The following is a 19,689-nucleotide window of genomic DNA, read 5'->3' on the forward strand; positions in this document are numbered from 1 at the left end:
GGGCGCCTACGCGGCCGTCGGGAGGGGACGGCCGGGTGCCCTGGGCCGCGGTCGGCCGGCGGCGTCGGGGTCGCGCTGCGGCAGGAAGGCCGTACGGCGTTCCCGGTCGCGCAGGGCGGTGCGGACGCGGCCCGGCGGTTCGGGCCGGGCGAGTGCGGCGGCCAGGAAGGCGCGGCACAGCAGCAGCAGCACGGCGGCGGTGGTCGCGGCGGCGGCGAACGCGGGGGCAAGTCCGCTCTGCGCGAGCAGGAACCCGGAGAGCAGGAAGAAGAGCGCGCCCACGTACAGCCGCCAGGCGTCGGCAAAGCGCTGCATGTGTCCGCTCCCTTCCGTGAGCCGCATCGTTCGTACCGGCCGTAGGGCCGGAGTGGGCCGCACCGCTCGTACCGCCGGTGTGAGCCGCACCGTTCGTACCGCCGGTGTGCGCCCCAGCGTAACCGCAGCGGCGGCGGGCGGAGCGGCGGCCCCGGAGGGGAAGCCCGGAGCCGCCGCGGTCAGGGGGCGCCCGTCACAGCCCGTTGACCCGGGCCTCCCGGGCCATGCCCAGCGGGCGGATGGTGGAGGCGACGGCCCGCGCCCGGCGCCCGGCCCGTGAGCGGTAGCGCCGTACGTGGGCCATCAGGCGGCGGCTGCGCAGCGCCATCTCCAGTTCGAAGCGGGTGCGCGGATCGCGCAGCGCGGGACCGAAGAGCTTCTCGATCTGCCGCAGGCGGTAGCGCACCGTCTGCGGGTGCACCTGGAGCACCTTCGCCGCCTCCGGCGCGCCACCGCCTTCCAGCCAGGCCAGCAGGGTGACCTCCAGCCGCTCGCTCTGCCGTGGCGTCAGGTCGTCCAGCGGGCTCAGCCAGCGCGAGGACAGCGCCCGCGCCAGCGATTCGTCCTGGAGGAGGAGCAGCGCCGAAAGGTGGTCGTCGACGAAGGCCGGACGCGTGTCGGGGCCGCCGCGGCCGGGCGAGAGGGCCAGCAGGGCGCGCGCCCAGCGCAGCGAGGAGGCGGTGTCACCGGCCGGTACGGCGTGGCCGACCGCCGCCGGCCGCCCCTTGAGCGCGGCCTCCAGGCGGGGGCGGGTCTGCGTACCGGGGTCGGGCACGAGCAGGCAGGTGTCGCCGTCCACCGTGCCGATCAGGGCGTCCCCGAGGGCGGCGGCCAGCTGGTGCGCTTCGGCGGGCGAGGCGAGGGCGACGGCCTGGACGAAGCCCGGTACGGGCCAGCTGGCGCAGCGGGCCACCTCGCAGAGGGCGACGTCGGAGACGTTCTTGGTCCCGGAGAGCGCGGCGAACAGTTCGCGGCGGGCGGGCGCCACCGGCAGCGGCGTGACGACGAGGTCTTTCGGATGCCGGGCGCTTTCCGTGGTCTCCTGGTAGCCGAGCGCCACCAGCATGGCCTGTTCCACGGCCCAGCGGGCCTCTTCGGCGCCGGTTTCCGCGAGGAGTGCGGAAAAGGCGGGAAATCCGCTCCGCAGTTCCTCGGTCACCTTCCCGGCGAGCGCCGGGAGTTCCTTCTTCAGAACGCGGGTCCATTCACCGCGGGGGCGGGACCAGATGCGGGTCAGGAGATCACACATCGCTACCTCGTTCCTGGTGTGATGCGGAGGAAGGACGGCCCTGCTGCCCGGCAGCGTGGTGCGGGGACGCCCCGGGCGGTGGTCGTGCCTGGAGGGGCACCATCCGGAGTTACCTCGCGTAACTTCGATGCCGGTGCAGGAATTTGTCACAGCGCGATAAACCGCAGGACGCTCCGGCGGCCTTCCGTGATGCTGCTGCTCACCCCGGACACCGCCGTCCGGCACCCGCCTTTGCGCACCCCGGCGGGACACGGTCACGGAAAACCGTGGCTAATCCCTCGGCGAATTGCCCACGGCGGCGCGAGCCGTTACGAGCCGTCGCGAACCCTTACGGCCGGGCCGCCGCGCGCGGCACGCCGCCATTCCGCTCGCACTTCGCACTCCCCCTTCCCCTCCTCAAGGAGGTCCGATGCCCGCGTCCCGTCTGCGGACCGTCCTGCGCCCGGTCCTGCCGGCCGTCGTGCTCCTCTTCCTGGCCGTGGCCACCCGGGCCGGCGCGCCCCAACGAGTGCTGGCCTTCCTGGATTTCGGTGCCGGTGTGCTCGCGCTGGTCTCGCTCACCGGCACGGTGCTGTGGGGCCTGGCCGCCACCGACCGGATGCTGCTGCACTCCGGCCACCGGCTGGTCGCCCAGGCCGTGCACCGCGGCACCGGCGTCGCCGGACTCGGCTTCCTCGCCCTGCACATCGGGGTGAAGGTCGCCCGCGGCCGGACCAGCGGTACGGCCGCGGCGCTGCCGTTCGCCGACGGCGGCCGCCCGCTGCTCATCGGTCTCGGCACGCTGGCCGGATACCTCTTCCTCGCGGCGGCGGTGACGGGCGCGGTACGCGGCGCGTTCACCTCGCGCCGCGGGTCGCGGTGGTGGCGGCTGCTGCACATGGGCGCGTACGCGGCGTGGTGCGCGGCGCTGGTGCACGGCCTGAAGACCGGCCGCCCGGCGGCCGGCTGGGCCACGACGGCATACCTGCTGTGTGTGGCGGGCGTCGCGGTGGTGCTCGTCCAGCGGCTGCGGGTGCGGGCGTCGCGGCAGGCCGAGGTCCTGGGTGGGCGACCGCCGGGCACTGATCGCGGGGGACCGCGGGCTCGGTCCGCCCGGCCCGGCCACGGCGGGCGGCCATGACGTACCGCCATGTGCTCCCCGTGATCGGGCACGCGCCCGCCCTACCGGCGCTCGCCGCGATCGGACCGCCTCGGCTGCTGGCCGGGCTGGACGGGACGGAGCAGCTGGACCGGGTCGCGCACCTCACCCGGCACGGCAGTCCGCCCGACCTGTCCGCGAGCGAGCTGGTGGCGCTGGCCGAGGACACCGGTCTGCGTGGCCGCGGCGGCGCGGGCTTCCCCTTCGCGCGCAAGCTGAGCGCTGTCCTGGAGGGGCGGCGGCGCGCGGACGGGCGCGCCGCCGTGGTCGTCAACGGCAGTGAGGGCGAGCCCGGTTGCCTCAAGGACACGGCACTGCTGCTGTACGCGCCGCACCTGGTGCTGGACGGGGCGCTGCTGGCCGCGCGGGCGCTCGGCGCGGAGGAGGTCGCGATCGGGGTGACGCGCGCGGACGTGGCCCACTCGGTGCGCCGGGCGATCGCCGAGCGCGGTCCGCTGTCCACGCCGGTACGGGCCCAGCTGCTGATGGAACGCTTCGTCACCGGCGAGGGCACCGCGCTCACCGACGGCCTCGACCGGGGCCCCGGACTGCCCTCGGGCCGCAAGGTCCGCTCCAGCGAACGCGGCCTCAACGGCCTGCCCACCCTGCTGTCCAACACCGAGACGTACGCCCAGCTCGCCGTCGCCGCCCGGCTCGGCGCCCTCGGCTATCGCGACACCGGCGACCCCGCCGAGCCCGGGACCGTCCTGCTGACCGTGGCCGGCGAGCGGGTCGTGGAAGCGCCGACGGGGGTGCCGCTCGCGCGCGTACTGGCCCTGTGTGGCCTCGGCCCTGGTCAGGGCGTGCTCATCGGCGGCTATCACGGCACCTGGCTGCCGCCGTCCGCCGCCGCCACGGCCGTCCTCACCCGCGAGGCCCTGGCCGCACACGGCGCGGTGCTCGGGGCGGGCGCGGTGCTGCCGCTGCCGGAGGGGACCTGCCCGGCGGGCGAGACCGTACGGGTCGCGCGCTGGATGGCGGCCGAGTCCGCCGGGCAGTGCGGGCCTTGCGTGCTGGGTCTGCCCGCCCTTGCCGATGCCCTTGGCCAGGCGGTGGGTGGTGGCGGGCAGCGCGCGCTGGATGCCGTACGGGCCCGGATGCGGGCCGTGGAACGGCGCGGCGCGTGCAGCCACCCCGACGGCACCGCACGCTTCGTCGCCTCGGCATTGGCCGCCTTCCCCGAGGAGTTCGCCGCGCATGCACAGGGTTCCGGATGCGGCCGTCCGGTGCTGGGCGTCCTGCCGGTGACGGGCGAGGGGGCGTACGGCGCCGACGGCCCGCCCGGAACCGGCGGCGGACAGCACGCCGGTGGCCACGCGGCCCCGCTCGCGTCCCGGCCCCCAGCACCCGAGCAGCGGCTGCTCGTGGACTGGACGCTCTGCCAGGGCCACGGCCTGTGCGCCGACCTCGTACCCGGCATGGTCCGGCTCGGCGCCGACGGCTATCCGGAGCGCGCCACCATGCCGCTGCCCGCCCGGATGCGCCGCCGCGCACAGCTCGCGGTACGCCGCTGCCCGGCGCTGGCGCTGCGCATCCAGGACGGCGGTTGACCCGAGCGGCCCCATTACGGGCGCCACTTCGATGCGAGTTCTGTCCCCCGATGACAACTTCTGACCCGCCTGAACGCCGGTTCCCCACCCCTCGTATCCCGCAGACAGCACACCCCCGCATCCCGAAGGAGACCAGCAATGAAGAGCACCATGAACCAGCACCCGCCCACCGGCGCGGCCACCGTCCACGCCGTCCGGGCCCCGCGCCCCGCTCGCCGCCCCGGCCACCGCCCCGACGCCCAGCGGCGGCACGCCGCGCTGGCCGTGACGGCCGCCGCCGTCATGGCGCTCACCGCCGCCTGCGGCTCCGGCGGCACCACCAACGCCGCGCCGGTGGCCAACGGCAAGGCCCAGTCGGGCAGCGGCGGTTCCGCCGGCTACGGCACCGGCGGCAACGGTTACGGCGCTGACAGCGGTACGGACAAGGGTCAGGCCGGCGGTGACGGCTACGGCTCGTCCGGCGACAGCAGCCGCCCCGCCGCACAGGGCGCCCCCGCCGGGACCCTCGCCCTGCGCCAGTCCCCCGAGCTGGGCCCGGTCGTCACCGACAGCAAGGGCATGACGCTCTACCGCTTCGACAAGGACACCGCCAAGCCGCCCAACTCCGCCTGCTCCGGCGCCTGCGCGACCACCTGGCCGCCGGTTCCCGCCGACGACACCGCCGCCGCCTCCGGCATGACCGCGAGCGCCCTCGGCTCGGTCACCCGCGCCGACGGCAGCAAGCAGCTCACCATCGACGGCTGGCCCGCGTACCGCTACGCCAAGGACACCGCCCCGGGCGACACCAAGGGCCACGGCGTCGGCGGCACCTGGAACGCGTTCGCGCCCGACGGCAAGAAGGCCACCGCCGGGCCCGCCACCGACGTCTCCGTCCTCGACCAGCCCAAGCTGGGCAAACTGCTGGTCGACAAGGAGGGCCGGACGGTCTACCGCTTCAACAAGGACAGCGCCTGGCCGATGAGGTTCGGGTGCAACGGCGCCTGCCTGGACACCTGGAAACCCGTGGCGCCCGCCGACAAGAGCAAGCTGAAGGACGTCCCGGCCAAGCTGATCAGCACCGTCACCCGCCCCGACGGAACCAAGCAGCTGGCCGTCGACTGCTGGCCGGTCTACACCTTCAGCGGCGACAAGCAGCCCGGGGACGTCAAGGGCCAGGGCAAGATGGGCACCTGGTTCGCCGTGTCCCCGGAGGGCAAGAAGATCACTTCGCCGGCGACGGGCTGACCCCGGACTCCCCCGCCGCCCCCGGCTCCGCGCCCCGGCCGGTGCCGGCGGCTTCCGACGGCCCGTCCTCCCCCGTGTCCAGGTCCGACGCCAGCACCTCGGCGTCCGGCCGGTCGTCCACGGGCCGCGGTCCCAGCCAGGTCACCGCGAGCGCCACCACCAGGTTCACCGCCAGCGCCACCATCCCCGCGTTCACACCGCCCACCGGGTCGTGCTCGGTGAACACCAGCCCGCAGACCACCACGAGGCCCACGGCCAGCCCGCTGACCGCCCCGTACAGCGTCAGCCGCCGCCACACCAGCCCCAGCAGGATCATCGGTACGAGCTGCGCCATCCCCTCGTACGAGATGAGCGAGAGCCGCACCAGGGTGTTCGGCGCGGTGTACGTCAGCAGCAGCGCCAGCGCGCCCGCCACCACCACGACCACCTGCGACCACAGCTTCTGCCGGTTCGCCAGCCGGGGCACCGCGCCCAGCACGCTCCTTCCCCACATCGTGCCGATGACCAGCATGAACACGGCCATCGGCACGATGGAGGAGAGCGCCGCCGCGACGCCGGTGACGCCCACCAGCCAGGCCGGCAGCGAGTCCACCACCAGCTTGAACAGCGCCAGATTGGAGTCCGCGCCGGTCAGTCCCGGCACCACGAACAGGGCCGCCATGCCCAGCAGCATCGGCACGAACAGCAGCACGTTGTAGAACGGCAGCAGCACCGCGTTGCGCCGCAGGGCGTCGGCGCTGCGCGCGCCCAGGTAGCCCGCGACGGTCGTCGGGAAGATGACGACGGTGAGGGAGTTGAGGAGGGAGGTGGTGATGAACCAGCCCTGGTCCAGGCCGCCGGAGTGGTGGCCCGGAAAGGTCAGCCACTGCGGCTTCTCGGCGACGATCCGGTCCAGGAACGGCCCGTAGCCGCCGAAGTAGTGCTGCGGTACGTAGACGGCCAGGAACGCCAGGGTCGCGATCACCAGCACGTCCTTGAGCACCGACACCCACGCGCTGCCGCGCAGGCCGCTGACCACCACGAAGAGCGTGGTCACCGCGAAGCCGATGAAGTACGCCCAGTTCAGGCTGATCGCGCCGTAGGAGATGGTCGTCACGACCACACCCATGCCGGTGATCTGGAGCTGGATGTACGGCAGCAGGCAGACCGTGGCGAGGATCGCCACCGCCGTACCGAGCCAGCGCCGCCCGTAGCGGTGCGCCACCAGGTCGGTGATGCCGACCAGGCCGTGCCGGCGCGCGTACGACCAGAGCATCGGGCCGACCACGAAGCCGATCGCGTAGCCGCAGGACATGTACGCCAGGACGTAGAGGACCGGGGCGCCGAAGTTGTAGCCCCAGCCCGCCGCGCCCAGATAGCTGAAGCTGGTGTAGCTCTCGCCCGCCATCAGCACCCAGATGAAGACCGTGCCGAGGCTGCGGCCGCCCACCGACCACTCGGCCAGCCCGCCCTTGCCGCGCCCGCCGCCGCGCACCGCCAGCAGGCCCAGGGCCAGCGTCAGCACCATGAACGCGGCGAAGATGGAGGTGGCGATGGTCGCGTTCACGCCGCGCCCCGCTCTCCGGCCGGTGCCGCGGGCCGCCGCGCGGCCCGCTTCCGGTCGCCGCGCCAGGCCAGCCACACCGCGGCGGGCGTCAGCAGCGTCGCGAGCAGCATCCAGAAGACGAGGAAGGGCAGCCCGAGGACGGTCGGCGTCACGCGGTTCACCAGCGGCAGCACACCGAGGTAGAGCACATGGGGGACCAGGAGCCACAGCAGCGTGGGACGTTTCAGCACAGCCGCTGAGCCTATCGGGGCGCCGCGTCCGTCAGGCGGCCCCACACCACCAGCCGGTACGCCGAGGAGTACTCCGGCGTACAGGTCGTCAACGTCAGATAGGCGCGCGGCTCGGCGTAGCGGTACGCCGGATGGGCACTGCTGTACGGGACGGGGGCGGTGACCGTGCCGTCGGAGGGAGCGGTACGCGGCAGGATCCGGTCGACCGCGTACATGTAACGGACGGCCGCGGTGACCACCTCGACCGTGTCACCGGGCCGCAGCCGGTCGAGGTGGCGGAACGGTTCGCCGTGCGTGTTGCGGTGCCCGGCCAGTGCGAAGTTGCCCTGCTCGCCGGGCTGCGCGGTGTGCGCGTAGTGGCCCGCGTAACCCTTGTTCAGGACGGCGGCCCGGCCGGTGCCCTCGGCGACGGGGACGGTCAGGCCCAGGCGTGGGATGCGCAGGACCGCGTACGCGTCGTCGCGGCGGGGGCGTGGCGGCGGGGCGTCCACCGAAGCGCTGCGGAACTTCTGGTTCACTGGGGCGCCGTCCCGCTCCGGCTCAGGTTTCGGTTTCGGTTTCGGTTTCGGTTTCGGGGTGGTGGTACCGGGCGGCGGTCCGGCGGACGGCGCGCGCCAGGCGTCCCACTGCTGCTCCAGCCGCGCCACCTGGTCACGCGCGCCGGCCTGTGCCTGCCGGTTGGTCCAGTACAGCTGGTGTACGACCAGCAGCAGCACGAGCACGCCGAACGTCACCGCCAGCTCCGCGCCCGCCCACAGCACCCGTATGGCGGGCGGCCGTCGCCGCTGCCCCTGCACCACCACCGGTATCCGCTCGCGCACGCGGGCACGGTAGGGCCTGCGGCGGGAGACTTCCAGAGGTGACGCCCCCGCGCACCGGCCGGCGTCCCGCGCGCGCTAGCCGCCCAGCAGCCGCGACACCGTGTAGATGCACAGCCCGGCGAGCGCGCCGACGACCGTGCCGTTGATCCGGATGAACTGGAGGTCGCGCCCGATGTGCGCCTCGATCTTCTTCGAGGTGTGCTCGGCGTCCCAGCTCGCCACGGTGTCGGTGATCAGGGAGGTGATCTCGTCGCGGTACGTCGTCACCACGTAGACCGCGGCGCCCTCCAGCCAGCCGTCCACCTTGCCCTGGAGCCGCCCGTCCCCGGCCATCCGCTGCCCCAGCGACAGCAGCGCCGCCCGGGTGCGCTGCCGCAGCTCGCTGTTCTCGTCCTCGGCCGCCGCCACGATCATGGTGCGGACCGAACTCCACGCCGAGGCGATCAGATCCTGCACCTCGCCACGCCCCAGCACCTCCGACTTCAGGCGCTCGACCCGCTCACGGGTGTCGGTGTCGGACTGGAGGTCGCTCGCGAAGTCCCTGAGGAAACGGTCCACCGCGCCACGCGCCGGGTGTTCGGGCATGTCCCGCATCTCGGTGACGAAGCGCATCAGCTCCTTGTAGACCCGCTCGCCGACCTTGCGGTCCACGAAGCGCGGCGTCCAGCCGGGCGCGCCGCCGGAGACCGCCGTCATCACCGAGTCGCTGTGCGCGGCCAGCCAGTCGTGGGCCCGTACGCAGACCAGGTCCACCACCCGCCGGTGGCCGCCGTCCGCGACGACCTTCTCCAGCATCTTGCCCAGTCCCGGCGCCACCTCCTGCGCGTCGGCCCGCCGGGTGATCGCCTCGCCGACCACCGCCTGCACGTCGGAGTCGCGCAGCACGGTCAGCGCGCCGCGCAGCGCGGTGGACAGCTCCGCCGTCACCCGGTCGGCGTTCTTCGGCTCGGCGAGCCAGGCGCCCAGCCGGCGGCCGATGCCGACCTTGCGCAGCCGCTGCCGTACCACCTCGCCGGACAGGAAGTTCTCCCCGACGAAGTCGCCGAGGCTCACGCCCAGCTGGTCCTTCTTCGTCGGGATGATCGCGGTGTGCGGGATCGGCAGCCCCAGCGGGCGCTTGAACAGGGCGGTGACCGCGAACCAGTCGGCCAGCGCGCCGACCATGCCGGCCTCGGCCGCCGCCGCCACATAGCCCGCCCAGCCGCCCGCCCCGGCGGCCTTCGCCCAGGTGGCGAGGGCGTAGACCAGGGCGACACCGACCAGCAGGCAGGTCGCCAGGGTCTTCATGCGCCGTACGCCGCGCCGCTTCGCCTCGTCGGCGGGGCTGTACGGGAAGCCGCCGGGCGGCACCGGGCCACGGACCCGGCCGCTGCCCGCGTGCGCGCCGCCGGAGGGCGTCCCGCCCGCTCCCGCGGCCGTATCCGCCCCGGGAATCACGTCCGTCTTCATGCGTTCCATCCGTTCCATCCGCTCGCACCCGATCGGACCGTCCGTATCGGCGGGTGCCCCGCTCCGTGCCGGTACGTGCGTTCAACTGTGTCCTACTCCGGCGGCGAACCACGAGTTCCCGCGTCCGGCCCGCCGGGTCCCGAGGCTGCCGGGCGGAACGGCGGGCACGCGTGGCAGCATGAGGACCGACCGGACCACGCCGCTGACACACGCCGCTCTGTGCCCGCCCGGAGCACCCCGCTCCGCGTCCCCCAGGAGACTGTGCCGCATGTCCACCAGAGGGGTCCTGTCCTTCGGCGGGCTCCTGTCCGCCAGAGGGGTCCGCGCCCTGTCCGCCGGGCTGGTGGCGCTGGTCGCGCTCATCGCCGCGGTGGTCCTGCTCGGCCCGGACGGCGACAGTGCCGGAGGTACCGAGGACGGCAGACCGGGGCCCGCCGCCGACCGGTGGACCGGTACCTGGTCGGCCGCCGCGGCAGCCGTCGAGCCCGGCAACGTGGACGGCTACGCGGGGACGTCCATCCGCAACGTGGTGCACACCAGCATCGGCGGCACCAGCGCCCGCATCCAGCTCTCCAACCTCCTCGGCACCCGCCCGCTGGCCATCCGCCACGCCTCGATCGCCCGCGCCGCCGCGCCGGGCACCCCGGCCGCCGCGCCCGGCACCATGCGACGGCTGACCTTCTCGGGACGGCCCGGCGTGACCGTCCCGGCGGGCGGCGGGGTCACCAGCGACCCGGTCCGGCTGACCGTGCCGCCCGCCGCCGACCTGCTGGTCACCACCTACTCCCCGGCCCCCTCCGGGCCTGTCACCTACCACCCGCACGCCCGCCAGACGTCCTACCTGGCGCGCGGCGACCGGGCCGCCGACACCACCGGCGCCGACTACACCAAGAAGGTCACCTCCTGGCGCTATCTGACCGGCGTGGACGTGCGCGGCCCGCACACCGACGGCGCCGTCGCCGCCATCGGCGACTCGATCACCGACGGCAGCACCTCCACCCCGGACACCAACCACCGCTGGCCGGACTTCCTCGCGGCCCGGCTGCGCACCGAGCCGGGCGCGCCGCGATACGGCGTCCTCAACCAGGGCATCAGCGGCAACCGCCTGCTGACCGACGGCAGCCGCTGGTCGGTGAGCGGGGGGCCGAGCGTGCTGTCGCGGCTGGAGCGCGACGTGCTCTCCCGTGCGGGCGTGCGATCGGTGATCGTGGAGATCGGCCTCAACGACCTGTTCAAGTCACCGCGCCGACTCGACCCCGAGGAGCTGGCGGACGGCATGCGGGAGATCGTACGGCGGGCGCGGGCACGCGGCATCCAGGTGACCGGCAGCACGCTCACCCCGTTCGGCGGACACCGCGGCTACCGGGCGGAACTGGACTCCGTACGGCAGGCGCTCAACGCGAAGATCCGCGCCGGGGAGGTCTTCGAGCGGTACGCGGACTTCGACAAGGCACTGCGCGACCCGGGGAACCCGCTGCGGCTGCGGCCCGCCTACGACTCGGGCGACCATCTGCACCCGAGCGACGCGGGCTACCGGGCGATGGCCGAAGCGGTGAACCTGCGGCAGCTCAAGGGGCGGGCACCGGCGGCGTCGTGAGCCGCCTCAAGGGGACGACGGTAACGGCGGCGCGGCGAGCCGCCTCAAGGGGAGACGGTAACGGCGGCGCGGCGAGCCGCCCGCCTGCCGTCAGTCCAGGCCCTCTCGGCCCGGCCCCTCTCGGCCCGGTTCCTTCTCAGTCCAGTTCCTTGCGCAGCCGGTCCGGCACCTCACGCCGGTCCCGGTCGCTCGGCAGCGCCGACTCCGCCTGCCGCTCGCGCTCCAGCTTGAGCCGCTCCTTCTCCCTCTTGGACATCTTGCGCCGGACCCCGACGCCGGCCATCATCGCGAAGCCCGTGATCTTCACACGCGGGGCGCCCGGGTCCCCCGGCTCGCCGTCACCGTTGTCGAAGCCGCCCATGAAGCCCCAGCCCGTCACCTGCACCTCGACGCCCGGCGGCACCACGACATCGATGCCGCCCATCAGCGCGAAGCAGCGCACCGTGACCTCGCCCGCCTCGAAATGGGCGTCCCGCAGATCGATCTCGCCACCCGCCTGGAACACCCCGGCGGTGAACGTCCGCGGCACCGTCCAGCGCCCCTTGCGGGAGAAACCGCTCCAGAACGCGAAGGCCCCTCGGGAGGTCGGCTCGCCGCCGATCCGCTCGCGCCAGGTGAGCGTCCCGGGGGCGGCGCGGGTGGCCGCCGTCCGGTCGTCGTTCGGCTGCGGCAGGTCCGCGACCAGCGGCTTCAGTGCGCCGACCGTACGCGCCTGGTACGCGGCGGTCAGCCGCTCGTCGAACTCCTCCATTTCCAGGCGGCCTTCGGCGAGCGCCTCGCGCAGGATCTCGGCGATCCGCTCACGGTCGGCGTCCGAAGCGCGCAGATCGGGGAGTTCGTCAGTCATACGGACAGATTAATGCCTTACGGCGCCGTACTGCCCGCGTACATCCGCGAGATGACGTCCTCGATGTCCGGCTCCCGCACCGACAGATCCACCAGCGGATAGCGCTCCGCCACCGCCGAGACGACCGGCGCCGCGCTCTGCGCCGCCGGAAAGGCCAGCCACTGCCGCGGGCCCTCCACCTTGACCGTACGGGCGCCGGGCACGCCCTCGATCGGCGGAAGCTCCCGCTCCAGATCCACCACCAGCGTCCGTTCGCTGCGCCCCACGGCGTGCAGCCCGTCCAGGCCGCCGTCGTACACCAGGCGCCCGTGGTCGATCACCATCACCCGGCGGCACAGCTGCTCGATGTCGGTCAGGTCGTGGGTGGTCAGCAGGACGGTCGTGCCGCGCTCCGCGTTCACCTCGCGCAGGAAGCCGCGGACCTTCGCCTTGCTGATGACGTCCAGGCCGATGGTCGGCTCGTCGAGGTAGAGCACCTCCGGATCGTGCAGCAGCGCCGCCGCGATGTCGCCGCGCATCCGCTGCCCGAGCGAGAGCTGGCGTACCGGGACGGGCAACAGCGGCCCCAGGTCGAGCAGTTCGACGCAGCGCTCCAGGTTGCGGCGGTAGGCGGCCTCCGGCACCCGGTACATCCGCCGCACCAGCTCGTAGGAGTCCTTCAGCGGCAGGTCCCACCACAGCGTCGTCCGCTGCCCGAACACCACCCCGACGCGGCGCGCGAGCCGGGTGCGCTCGCGCGCGGGGTCGATGCCCGCCACCCGCAGCCGGCCGCCGCTGGGCACCAGGATGCCGGTGAGCATCTTGACGGTGGTGGACTTGCCCGCGCCGTTCGGGCCGATGTAGCCGACCATCGCGCCGCGCGGCACGCTGAAGCTGATGCCGTCGACGGCCCGCACCTCTTCCCGTACCCGTCGCAGCCGCCCCGCCTTGCGCCGTACGTGGAAGACCTTCTCCACGCCGTCCAGTTCGATGAAGCCGTGCTCCTCGCGACGGCCCGTTCCGTCCGGCTCCTCCTGGCGCCGGGCGCCCGGCGCCGTGTCCCGCGTACCGACTCGCATGCCGTCCCTCAGCTCCCCGTGCTCCGATAGTTCCGCAGGCCCGTCCGCCAGGCCAGCCCCGCCACCCCACACATCAGCGCCGCCACCACGGGCCCGAGGAAGTCCACCCAGCCCGGCAGCCCGAGCGGATCGTCGCGCCCCAGCAGGCGCAGCGCGGGCAGCCAGTTGACGAAGGCGAGCGGCACGATGAAGGTGACGCCGCGCACCAGGTCCTTGGCGAAGACGGTGGGCGGGTACTGAAGGAGAGTCGATCCGCCGTAGGTGAACGAGTTCTGGACCTCGGCGGCGTCCTGGGCGACGAACTGGAAAGCCGCGCCGACGGTGAAGACCGCCGCGAAGATCACCGCACCGCACAGCACCATCAACGGCACCAGCAGCACCTTGCCCGGCGTCCACGCCACCTCCACCCGGGTCAGCGACCAGCCCAGCACCAGCGCCGCCTGGGTGATCCGGCCGAGCCGGCGCAGCGCGAAGCGGTCGGCCGCGACCTGCGCGAAGACCGGTACGGGGCGCACGAGCAGGACGTCCATCGTGCCGTCGCGGACCCGGGAGCCGAGCCGGTCCATGCTGCCCAGGGCCAGGTCCGCCAGACCGAGCGCGGCGCTGGAGGTGCCGTAGAGGAACGCCACCTCGGGCAGCGTGAAACCACCGAGGGCGGTGATGTGCGAGAACATCAGCAGGATGGCCAGGAAGTCCAGGCCGGTGGCGGCGAAGTGGCCGAGCGCGGTCAGCAGGAACGACGTCCGGTAGGCGAGTGTGGAGCGTACCCACATCGCCACGATCAGCCCGTACGCCCGCAGTCCCTCCCCGATCCGTACGGCCACCCCGCCAAACCCCCGCACGGCCGCCCCGGCGCGCGCCCCGTCCTCAGCCACCCTGGACCACGACCTTCCGCGTCGCCACGGACTGGAGCAGCCGCCCGGCCGCGAGCAGCACCGCCGCCCACCCCGCCTGGAAGGCCAGCGCCAGTGCGGCGCCCGTGCCGTCGTGCACACCGAGCAGCACGTCGGCCGGCACCTGGAGCATCGAGGACCAGGGCAGCAGCCGTACCACCTCGCCGAAGGCGCCGGGGAAGACGTTCAGCGGCAGCACCATCCCCGAGCAGAACATGCACAGCAGCATGGCGACCAGGGACACGCCCGCGCCGTCCAGCAGCCAGAAGGACGTCAGCGCCACGAGGTAGCGCAGCGCGAAGCCGACGACCACACCGAGCGCCACCGACACCAGGAACAGCAGCCAGGTCACCGCGGAGGCGGGCAGTGCCGACGGGAAGGCCAGGGTGCCCACCGCCATCGGCAGCAGGCCCCGGCCGATCAGCTGGAAGGCGGCCCGCCCGAGGTCCGCGGCCAGCCACCACAGCTGGAGGTCGGCGGGCCGGTGCAGGTCGACGGCGATGTCCCCGTTGCGGATGCGCTCCTGCAACTCGTCCATGCCGCCGCCGGTCAGCAGCCCGGTGGCGGCCAGCAGCGCCTGGCCGGTCCAGGCGTAGGTCAGGGCCTGCGGCAGGTCGTAGCCGCCGAGATGAGGCCGTGCGGTCCACAGGGCGGTGTAGGTGTAGGCGATGATGAAGCCGAAGACGGTGTTGGTGAAGACACCGGAGGCGGTGGCGATACGGTAGGTGGCGTAGCGCCGGAAGCTCCCGGCTGCGACGGCGGCGTACAACACGTCCCGCGCCTCCCGTTCCTGACCGCGCGCCGGCCCGGCGCGGGCACCGGAGCCTAGTGCGGCGGGCGAGGACCCGGCCACGCATTTATTCACCCGTTCCGGTGAACGGAACGCCCCATTCGGCCGGTCACGGAGCGGTCACAGGTGCGCGCCGCCCCTCGTGACCGGAGGGCATGATGCGAGAGTTTCGTATCGGGCGACAGTTCCTTTTCCGGCTATGGGCGCGATTCGCCCGACACGTCACCGACCCGTCGCGGTACAACCGTCGGCGGCGGCCGAGGAGTCCTTACAGACATGAGCGACGATCCGCAGCAGGACGGCAAGGCCGGTCCCCGCGTTCCGAGGTGGGCCGCGCGCTCCAAGGTGGCCTCGGCCGGCGGCGACGGCCCGGCGGGGGCCGGGCCCGGCCCCGGTTCCGGCTCCGGCGGGAAGGGCGGCAAGTTCCGCCCGAAGCGCACCGGCTGGCGGCGCGTCATCCCCACCTGGCGGATGGTGCTGGGCGGCTTCCTGCTCATCCTGCTGCTGATCGCGGGCGGCCTGGTCGCCGGTTACGTCCTCGTCCCCATCCCCGCCGCCAACCAGGCCGCCCAGGCGCAGAGCAACGTCTACCTGTACGCGGACGGCAGCCAGATCGCCCGCGACGGCAAGGTCAACCGCGAGAACGTCCCGCTCAGCCAGGTCCCCAAGGCCACCCAGGAAGCCGTACTGGCCGCCGAGGACCGCGACTTCTACTCGGAGTCCGCCGTCGACCCCGTCGCCATGCTGCGCGCCGCCTGGAACACCGTCACCGGCAAGGGCAAGCAGTCCGGCTCCACCATCACCCAGCAGTACGTGAAGAACTACTACCTCGGGCAGGAGCAGACCCTCACCCGCAAGGCCAAGGAGTTCTTCATCGCGATCAAGCTGGACCGCGAGCGCAGCAAGTCCGAGATCCTGGAGGGCTACCTCAACACCAGCTACTACGGCCGCAACGCGTACGGCATCCAGGCTGCGGCGCAGGCGTACTACAGCAAGAACTCCGACCGGCTCACCACCGCCGAGGGCGCCTACCTCGCCACCCTGCTCAACGCGCCCAGCGCGTACGACGTCGCCGCCCACCCGGAGAACCGGCAGCGCGCCGTGGACCGCTGGAACTACGTCCTGGACGGCATGGTCAAGAAGAAGTGGATCAGTGAGTCCGAACGGGCGACGCTGAAGTTCCCCACCCCGGGCAAGGCCAAGCCGCCCACCGGCCTGTCCGGGCAGCGCGGCTACCTCGTCGAGGCGGTCCGGGACTACCTGACGAAGAACGACATCATCGACGACCAGACGCTGGCCGCCGGCGGGTACCGCATCACCACCACCATCGACAAGAAGCGGCAGGACGCGCTGGTCAAGGCGGTGGACGAGAAGCTGATGGACGAGCTGGGCACCTCGAAGGCGGACCGGTACGTACGCGCCGGCGGCACCTCCATCGACCCCGCCACCGGCAACGTCGTGGCCATGTACGGCGGTATCGACTACGCCAGGCAGTACGTCAACAGCGCCACCCGGCGCGACTACCAGGTCGGCTCGATCTTCAAGCCGATCGTTTTCTCCTCCGCGGTCGCCAACAACTCGGTCACCCAGGACGGCCGCCGGATCACCCCGAACACCGTCTACGACGGCACCAACAAGCGCGAGGCCGTCAACAACGGCCGGGGCACCGGCTTCTCCCCCGAGAACGAGGACGGCCGCTCCTACGGCCCGATCACCGTCAGCACCGCCACCGACAAGTCCGTCAACGCCGTCTACGCGCAGATGGGCGTGGACGTGGGCCCGCAGAAGGTCAAGGAGACCGCCATCGACCTCGGCGTCCCCAAGGACACGCCGAGCCTCGGCTCCTCCCAGGGCGCCATCTCGCTCGGCACCGCCACCCCCAGCGTGCTGGACATGACGCAGGTGTACGCAACGCTCGCCAACCACGGCAAGCAGCGCGCGTACAGCCTCGTCGGCAAGGCCACCAAGGGCGGCGAGACCGTCGAGCTGCCGGACCGCGGCGAGAAGACCGCGGTGCCCCGCAACGCCGCGGACACCACCACCTCGATCCTGCGCAGCGTCATCGAGAGCCCCGGCGGCACCGGCGCCGAGGCGCGCGCCGCCGGGCGGCCGGCGGCCGGCAAGACCGGCACCGCGGAGGAGGACCGGGCCGCCTGGTTCGCGGGCTACACACCCGAGCTGGCCACCGTCGTCGCCGTCCTGGGCCAGGACCCGGACAGCGGTGCGCAGAAGCCGCTGTACGGCGCCGCCGGCCTGCCCCGCATCAACGGCGGCGGCTTCCCCGCCCGGATCTGGGCCCAGTACACGGCCGACGCGCTGAAGGGAAAGCCGGAGAAGGACTTCGACCTGGAGCTGGAGGAGGGCGCCGACCAGCAGCCCTCCCAGGAGCCGAGCGCGTCCGGCGCGTCGCCGAGCGGCAGCGCCGCGTCCCCGACCGACAGCGCCCCGCCCACCGGCCCCACCGGCGAACCGCCGTCCGGCCGCCCCACCACGGCCCCGGGCCCCAGCTTCCCGACGTACCCGACCCAGGAACCGACGACCGGTCCCACCCAGGACTGGCCCACCGTGGAACCGCCCACCGGCGGCATCGACGGCGGGACGGTCGGCGGCCCGGGCGGCGTCGGCGGCGGCCGGGGCGGCATCGGCGGCGGGGTCGGCGGGGACGGGGGCATGAACGGGTACGGCGGGGGTTATGGCGGGGGTTACGGGGGCTGGGAGAACCTCCCGGGGATGTAACGCGGGGGCGTGATGCGGGGGGGCGGAGCGTGATGTGGGGGCCGGGGACGTGACGCGGGGGCGCGTGCGCGCCCCCGGCCGGCCTCAGTGGCCCGACGTCGCCTTCAGCCCCACCACCGCCACCAGCAGCAGGCAGATGAAGAAGATCCGCGCGGCGGTGGCGGGCTCGCCGAGCACCAGCATGCCCACGATCGCGGCGCCCGCCGCGCCGATGCCGACCCATACGCCGTACGCGGTACCGATCGGCAGCGTCCGGGCGGCGTACGAGAGCAGCAGCATGCTGGCGACGATGCCCGCGCCCGTGAAGACGCTGGGCCACAGCCGGGTGAACCCCTCGGTGAACTTCATGCCGATCGACCAGCCGACCTCCAGCAGGCCGGCGACGACGAGCAGGATCCATGCCATGACGGCACCTCCGTGGAAAACGAGCTTCTACAGGGGTGCGTCGTCTTGTCGTGACCCGGTACGGCGCGTCTCGTCGGGATGTCTCCGACCTTAGCAAAAGCCACGCAAAACGGGCGGTGACCCCGGTCACCGCCCGCCGTCTCCTCCGTACCGCACGGGCACGGACGACTTATGGGTACGGATGCCCCATGGGCTCGGACGGCCCACGGGTACGGACGAGCCGTAGGTACGGACGAGCCCTTACAGATACAGCCCCGTCGCGTCCTCGGCGCCCTCCAGGCGCTCCGCCGCCACCGCGTGCAGATCGCGTTCGCGCATCAGGACGTACGCGACGCCGCGCACCTCGACCTCGGCCCGGTCCTCCGGGTCGTACAGCACCCGGTCACCGGGCTCCACGGTCCGTACGCTCTGCCCCACCGCGACCACCTCGGCCCAGGCCAGGCGGCGGCCGACGGCCGCGGTCGCCGGAATGACGATGCCGCCGGTGGAACGGCGCTCGCCCTCGGCGATGTCGGTACGGACCAGCACCCGGTCATGCAGCATCCGGATGGGCAGCTTGTCGTGGGTGTCCTTGGCGTTATTCGGGCTCACGGCAAGACGGTACCTGGCCGCGGGACCGGACAGCGCACGCGCCGGGGCCGGTCCGGGAACGGCGGCGCGCAAGGCCCCGGGACAGGGGTGCCCGGAGTCTCAGGAGCGGCGGCGCTTCGAGCCCACCACCAGGAGCCCCACGACGGCCACGCCGATCATCGCCAGCGGCACCACGCGCTCCAGACGGGGCGCGCCGTCCTCCGACACGAGCTGGGCGCGGATGTCCGAGACCGCGCGGTTGGCGGCCACATAGGCCCGCCCCGCCGTGCGGTCCACGGCCGCCGCCGTCTTCGCCTTGGCGTCGCCCATGATCGTCTTCGGGTGCAGCCGCACGCCGATCTCGTCCAGCGTGACGGCGAGCTCCTGCCGCCTGCGGACGATGTCCTTCTCGATCTGCGCAGGGGTCCTGGCCTCCGACACCGCGCTGCCTCCGGTCGTCTAGATCCGTCTTCCGTGCGGACAGTCTGTCAGCCCACCGGCCCCGGCGCCCCACAGCACCCCCTTTTCGGGCGGCTCAGTAACCTCGGGACGTGGCAGAAACGGAGGCGCGACCCGCTCGCGCACCCGTCCCGTACGCGATCACCGCGTACCGCCGCGACCAGCTCCACCCACGCCCCACCCATGCCCCACCCACGCCTCAAGGAGAGCCATGAGCGAGCGACTGCAGCCCGGCGACACCGCCCCCGCCTTCACCCTCCCCGACGCGGACGGTGAGCAGGTCTCGCTCGCCGACCACCAGGGCCGCAAGGTCATCGTCTACTTCTACCCGGCCGCGCTGACCCCCGGCTGCACCAAGCAGGCCTGCGACTTCACCGACAACCTCGACTTCCTGGCCGGCCACGGCTACGACGTCATCGGCATCTCCCCCGACAAGCCGGAGAAGCTCGCGAAGTTCCGCGAGAAGGAGGAGCTGTCGGTCACGCTGCTCGGCGACCCCGAGAAGAAGGTCCTGGAGGCGTACGGCGCCTACGGCGAGAAGAAGCTGTACGGCAAGGTCGTGACCGGGGTCATCCGCTCCACCGTGATCGTCGACGAGGAGGGCAAGGTCGAGCGCGCGCTGTACAACGTGAAGGCCACCGGCCACGTCGCCAAGATCATCAAGGATCTGGGGCTGTAAGGCGGACACGGGCCTGAGCCCGTAAGGGCGCATTGGGCCGGACGGGGGGCGGGGCGAGACGGCCGGGGCGCGGGACGGATGCCGAGAGCCCCCGGCCCGCGCCGGCCGCCCCGCGCAGGCCCCCCGCGACGGC

Annotated in this window: 19 protein-coding genes and 1 riboswitch; of the genes, 6 read left to right on the forward strand and 13 right to left on the reverse strand. The window is 73.2% G+C overall.

All coding sequences use genetic code 11. The features are described 5' to 3' along the window. Positions 1-6: 6 nt before the first annotated feature. Positions 7-315: a DUF6412 domain-containing protein gene (locus tag IH45_RS0128385; RefSeq protein WP_030674566.1), complete on the reverse strand. Its 309-nt coding sequence runs from the start codon at positions 313-315 to the stop codon at positions 7-9. A 193-nt stretch (positions 316-508) separates the two neighbouring features. Beyond that, positions 509-1,564 carry a PucR family transcriptional regulator gene (locus IH45_RS0128390; RefSeq protein WP_030674569.1) on the reverse strand — a complete coding sequence of 352 codons (1,056 nt, stop codon included), beginning with the start codon at positions 1,562-1,564 and terminating at the stop codon, positions 509-511. A gap of 409 nt (positions 1,565-1,973) precedes the next feature. Here IH45_RS0128390 and IH45_RS0128395 point away from each other — a divergent pair, with 409 nt between their 5' ends. The 3 genes from IH45_RS0128395 (at position 1,974) to IH45_RS0128405 (ending at position 5,476) form a co-directional block, all read left to right on the forward strand. Continuing rightward, complete coding sequence (locus IH45_RS0128395; protein ID WP_234440708.1) at positions 1,974-2,684, forward strand: hypothetical protein; 711 nt, start codon at positions 1,974-1,976, stop codon at positions 2,682-2,684. Further along, complete coding sequence (locus IH45_RS0128400) at positions 2,681-4,252, forward strand: NADH-quinone oxidoreductase subunit NuoF family protein (protein ID WP_050515245.1); 1,572 nt, start codon at positions 2,681-2,683, stop codon at positions 4,250-4,252. The genes IH45_RS0128395 and IH45_RS0128400 overlap by 4 nt, the downstream gene beginning before the upstream one ends. 138 nt (positions 4,253-4,390) lie before the next feature. Then, a complete protein-coding gene (locus IH45_RS0128405) occupies positions 4,391-5,476 on the forward strand; it encodes an SCO0930 family lipoprotein (protein ID WP_234440709.1) in 1,086 nt (361 codons plus the stop codon). On the opposite strand, the gene IH45_RS0128410 is transcribed toward IH45_RS0128405, so the two are convergent. The 4 genes from IH45_RS0128410 to IH45_RS0128425 all read right to left on the reverse strand — a co-directional run bounded on the left by IH45_RS0128410 (position 5,454) and on the right by IH45_RS0128425 (position 9,522). After that, the gene (locus IH45_RS0128410) at positions 5,454-7,022 is read right to left on the reverse strand and encodes a sodium:solute symporter family protein (protein WP_030674583.1); all 1,569 of its coding nucleotides are present in this window, start codon (positions 7,020-7,022) and stop codon (positions 5,454-5,456) included. The two genes, IH45_RS0128405 and IH45_RS0128410, sit on opposite strands and share 23 nt — an antisense overlap. Then, entirely contained in the window at positions 7,019-7,252 is a 234-nt protein-coding gene (locus tag IH45_RS0128415; RefSeq protein WP_030674586.1) for a DUF3311 domain-containing protein, read from the reverse strand. Before IH45_RS0128415 ends, IH45_RS0128410 begins: the two co-directional genes overlap by 4 nt. An 11-nt stretch (positions 7,253-7,263) precedes the next feature. After that, a complete protein-coding gene (locus tag IH45_RS0128420; RefSeq protein ID WP_234440710.1) occupies positions 7,264-8,073 on the reverse strand; it encodes a class E sortase in 810 nt (269 codons plus the stop codon). A 75-nt stretch (positions 8,074-8,148) separates the two neighbouring features. Further along, positions 8,149-9,522, reverse strand: a complete 1,374-nt coding sequence (locus IH45_RS0128425; protein WP_394298717.1) for a DUF445 domain-containing protein — start codon at positions 9,520-9,522, stop codon at positions 8,149-8,151. 268 nt (positions 9,523-9,790) lie between these two features. Between IH45_RS0128425 and IH45_RS0128430 the strand changes: the two genes are divergently transcribed. Then, positions 9,791-11,119 (forward strand): SGNH/GDSL hydrolase family protein, encoded by a 1,329-nt coding sequence (locus IH45_RS0128430; RefSeq protein ID WP_050515246.1) that lies wholly within the window; start codon positions 9,791-9,793, stop codon positions 11,117-11,119. A 136-nt stretch (positions 11,120-11,255) separates the two neighbouring features. Here IH45_RS0128430 and IH45_RS0128435 read toward each other — a convergent pair whose 3' ends face one another. The 4 genes from IH45_RS0128435 to IH45_RS0128450 are packed head-to-tail and all read right to left on the reverse strand — an operon-like array spanning position 11,256 to position 14,689. Continuing rightward, positions 11,256-11,966 (reverse strand): DUF1707 domain-containing protein, encoded by a 711-nt coding sequence (locus IH45_RS0128435; protein ID WP_030674596.1) that lies wholly within the window; start codon positions 11,964-11,966, stop codon positions 11,256-11,258. A gap of 17 nt (positions 11,967-11,983) precedes the next feature. Then, positions 11,984-13,024 carry an ABC transporter ATP-binding protein gene (locus tag IH45_RS0128440; protein ID WP_030674599.1) on the reverse strand — a complete coding sequence of 347 codons (1,041 nt, stop codon included), beginning with the start codon at positions 13,022-13,024 and terminating at the stop codon, positions 11,984-11,986. A gap of 8 nt (positions 13,025-13,032) precedes the next feature. Further along, complete coding sequence (locus tag IH45_RS0128445) at positions 13,033-13,899, reverse strand: ABC transporter permease (RefSeq protein ID WP_050515247.1); 867 nt, start codon at positions 13,897-13,899, stop codon at positions 13,033-13,035. Beyond that, complete coding sequence (locus tag IH45_RS0128450) at positions 13,892-14,689, reverse strand: ABC transporter permease (RefSeq protein ID WP_030674605.1); 798 nt, start codon at positions 14,687-14,689, stop codon at positions 13,892-13,894. The genes IH45_RS0128445 and IH45_RS0128450 overlap by 8 nt, the downstream gene beginning before the upstream one ends. Before the next feature lie 294 nt (positions 14,690-14,983). Here IH45_RS0128450 and IH45_RS0128455 point away from each other — a divergent pair, with 294 nt between their 5' ends. Continuing rightward, positions 14,984-17,443 (forward strand): transglycosylase domain-containing protein, encoded by a 2,460-nt coding sequence (locus IH45_RS0128455; protein ID WP_030674607.1) that lies wholly within the window; start codon positions 14,984-14,986, stop codon positions 17,441-17,443. A gap of 84 nt (positions 17,444-17,527) precedes the next feature. Here the strand turns inward: IH45_RS0128455 and IH45_RS0128460 are convergent, their stop codons facing one another. The 3 genes from IH45_RS0128460 to IH45_RS0128470 all read right to left on the reverse strand — a co-directional run bounded on the left by IH45_RS0128460 (position 17,528) and on the right by IH45_RS0128470 (position 18,859). Further along, positions 17,528-17,848, reverse strand: a complete 321-nt coding sequence (locus IH45_RS0128460; RefSeq protein ID WP_003984882.1) for a DMT family transporter — start codon at positions 17,846-17,848, stop codon at positions 17,528-17,530. 34 nt (positions 17,849-17,882) lie between these two features. Continuing rightward, a riboswitch (guanidine-III (ykkC-III) riboswitch) is annotated at positions 17,883-17,942 on the reverse strand. 146 nt (positions 17,943-18,088) lie between these two features. Further along, positions 18,089-18,391: a GroES family chaperonin gene (locus tag IH45_RS0128465; RefSeq protein ID WP_050515252.1), complete on the reverse strand. Its 303-nt coding sequence runs from the start codon at positions 18,389-18,391 to the stop codon at positions 18,089-18,091. Between the two features lie 147 nt (positions 18,392-18,538). After that, positions 18,539-18,859: a DUF3618 domain-containing protein gene (locus IH45_RS0128470; protein WP_003984880.1), complete on the reverse strand. Its 321-nt coding sequence runs from the start codon at positions 18,857-18,859 to the stop codon at positions 18,539-18,541. Positions 18,860-19,088: 229 nt separating this feature from the next. Between IH45_RS0128470 and bcp the strand changes: the two genes are divergently transcribed. Beyond that, complete coding sequence (gene bcp, locus IH45_RS0128475) at positions 19,089-19,556, forward strand: thioredoxin-dependent thiol peroxidase (protein WP_030674614.1); 468 nt, start codon at positions 19,089-19,091, stop codon at positions 19,554-19,556. Positions 19,557-19,689 lie beyond the last annotated feature (133 nt).

This window comes from Streptomyces rimosus subsp. rimosus (assembly GCF_000720725.1).
In the GTDB taxonomy this organism is placed as follows: Bacteria; Actinomycetota; Actinomycetes; order Streptomycetales; family Streptomycetaceae; genus Streptomyces; species Streptomyces rimosus_A.

Excerpts from the sequence above, each read along its gene's own strand:
- IH45_RS0128440 (WP_030674599.1), bottom strand. The coding sequence starts at position 13,024 with ATGCGAGTCGGTACGCGGGACACGGCGCCGGGCGCCCGGCGCCAGGAG.
- IH45_RS0128435 (WP_030674596.1), bottom strand. The coding sequence starts at position 11,966 with ATGACTGACGAACTCCCCGATCTGCGCGCTTCGGACGCCGACCGTGAG.
- IH45_RS0128385 (WP_030674566.1), bottom strand. The coding sequence starts at position 315 with ATGCAGCGCTTTGCCGACGCCTGGCGGCTGTACGTGGGCGCGCTCTTC.
- IH45_RS0128395 (WP_234440708.1), top strand. The coding sequence starts at position 1,974 with ATGCCCGCGTCCCGTCTGCGGACCGTCCTGCGCCCGGTCCTGCCGGCC.
- IH45_RS0128400 (WP_050515245.1), top strand. The coding sequence starts at position 2,681 with ATGACGTACCGCCATGTGCTCCCCGTGATCGGGCACGCGCCCGCCCTA.
- IH45_RS0128460 (WP_003984882.1), bottom strand. The coding sequence starts at position 17,848 with ATGGCATGGATCCTGCTCGTCGTCGCCGGCCTGCTGGAGGTCGGCTGG.
- IH45_RS0128455 (WP_030674607.1), top strand. The coding sequence starts at position 14,984 with ATGAGCGACGATCCGCAGCAGGACGGCAAGGCCGGTCCCCGCGTTCCG.
- IH45_RS0128430 (WP_050515246.1), top strand. The coding sequence starts at position 9,791 with ATGTCCACCAGAGGGGTCCTGTCCTTCGGCGGGCTCCTGTCCGCCAGA.
- IH45_RS0128465 (WP_050515252.1), bottom strand. The coding sequence starts at position 18,391 with ATGCTGCATGACCGGGTGCTGGTCCGTACCGACATCGCCGAGGGCGAG.
- IH45_RS0128425 (WP_394298717.1), bottom strand. The coding sequence starts at position 9,522 with ATGAAGACGGACGTGATTCCCGGGGCGGATACGGCCGCGGGAGCGGGC.
- bcp (WP_030674614.1), top strand. The coding sequence starts at position 19,089 with ATGAGCGAGCGACTGCAGCCCGGCGACACCGCCCCCGCCTTCACCCTC.
- IH45_RS0128405 (WP_234440709.1), top strand. The coding sequence starts at position 4,391 with ATGAAGAGCACCATGAACCAGCACCCGCCCACCGGCGCGGCCACCGTC.
- IH45_RS0128390 (WP_030674569.1), bottom strand. The coding sequence starts at position 1,564 with ATGTGTGATCTCCTGACCCGCATCTGGTCCCGCCCCCGCGGTGAATGG.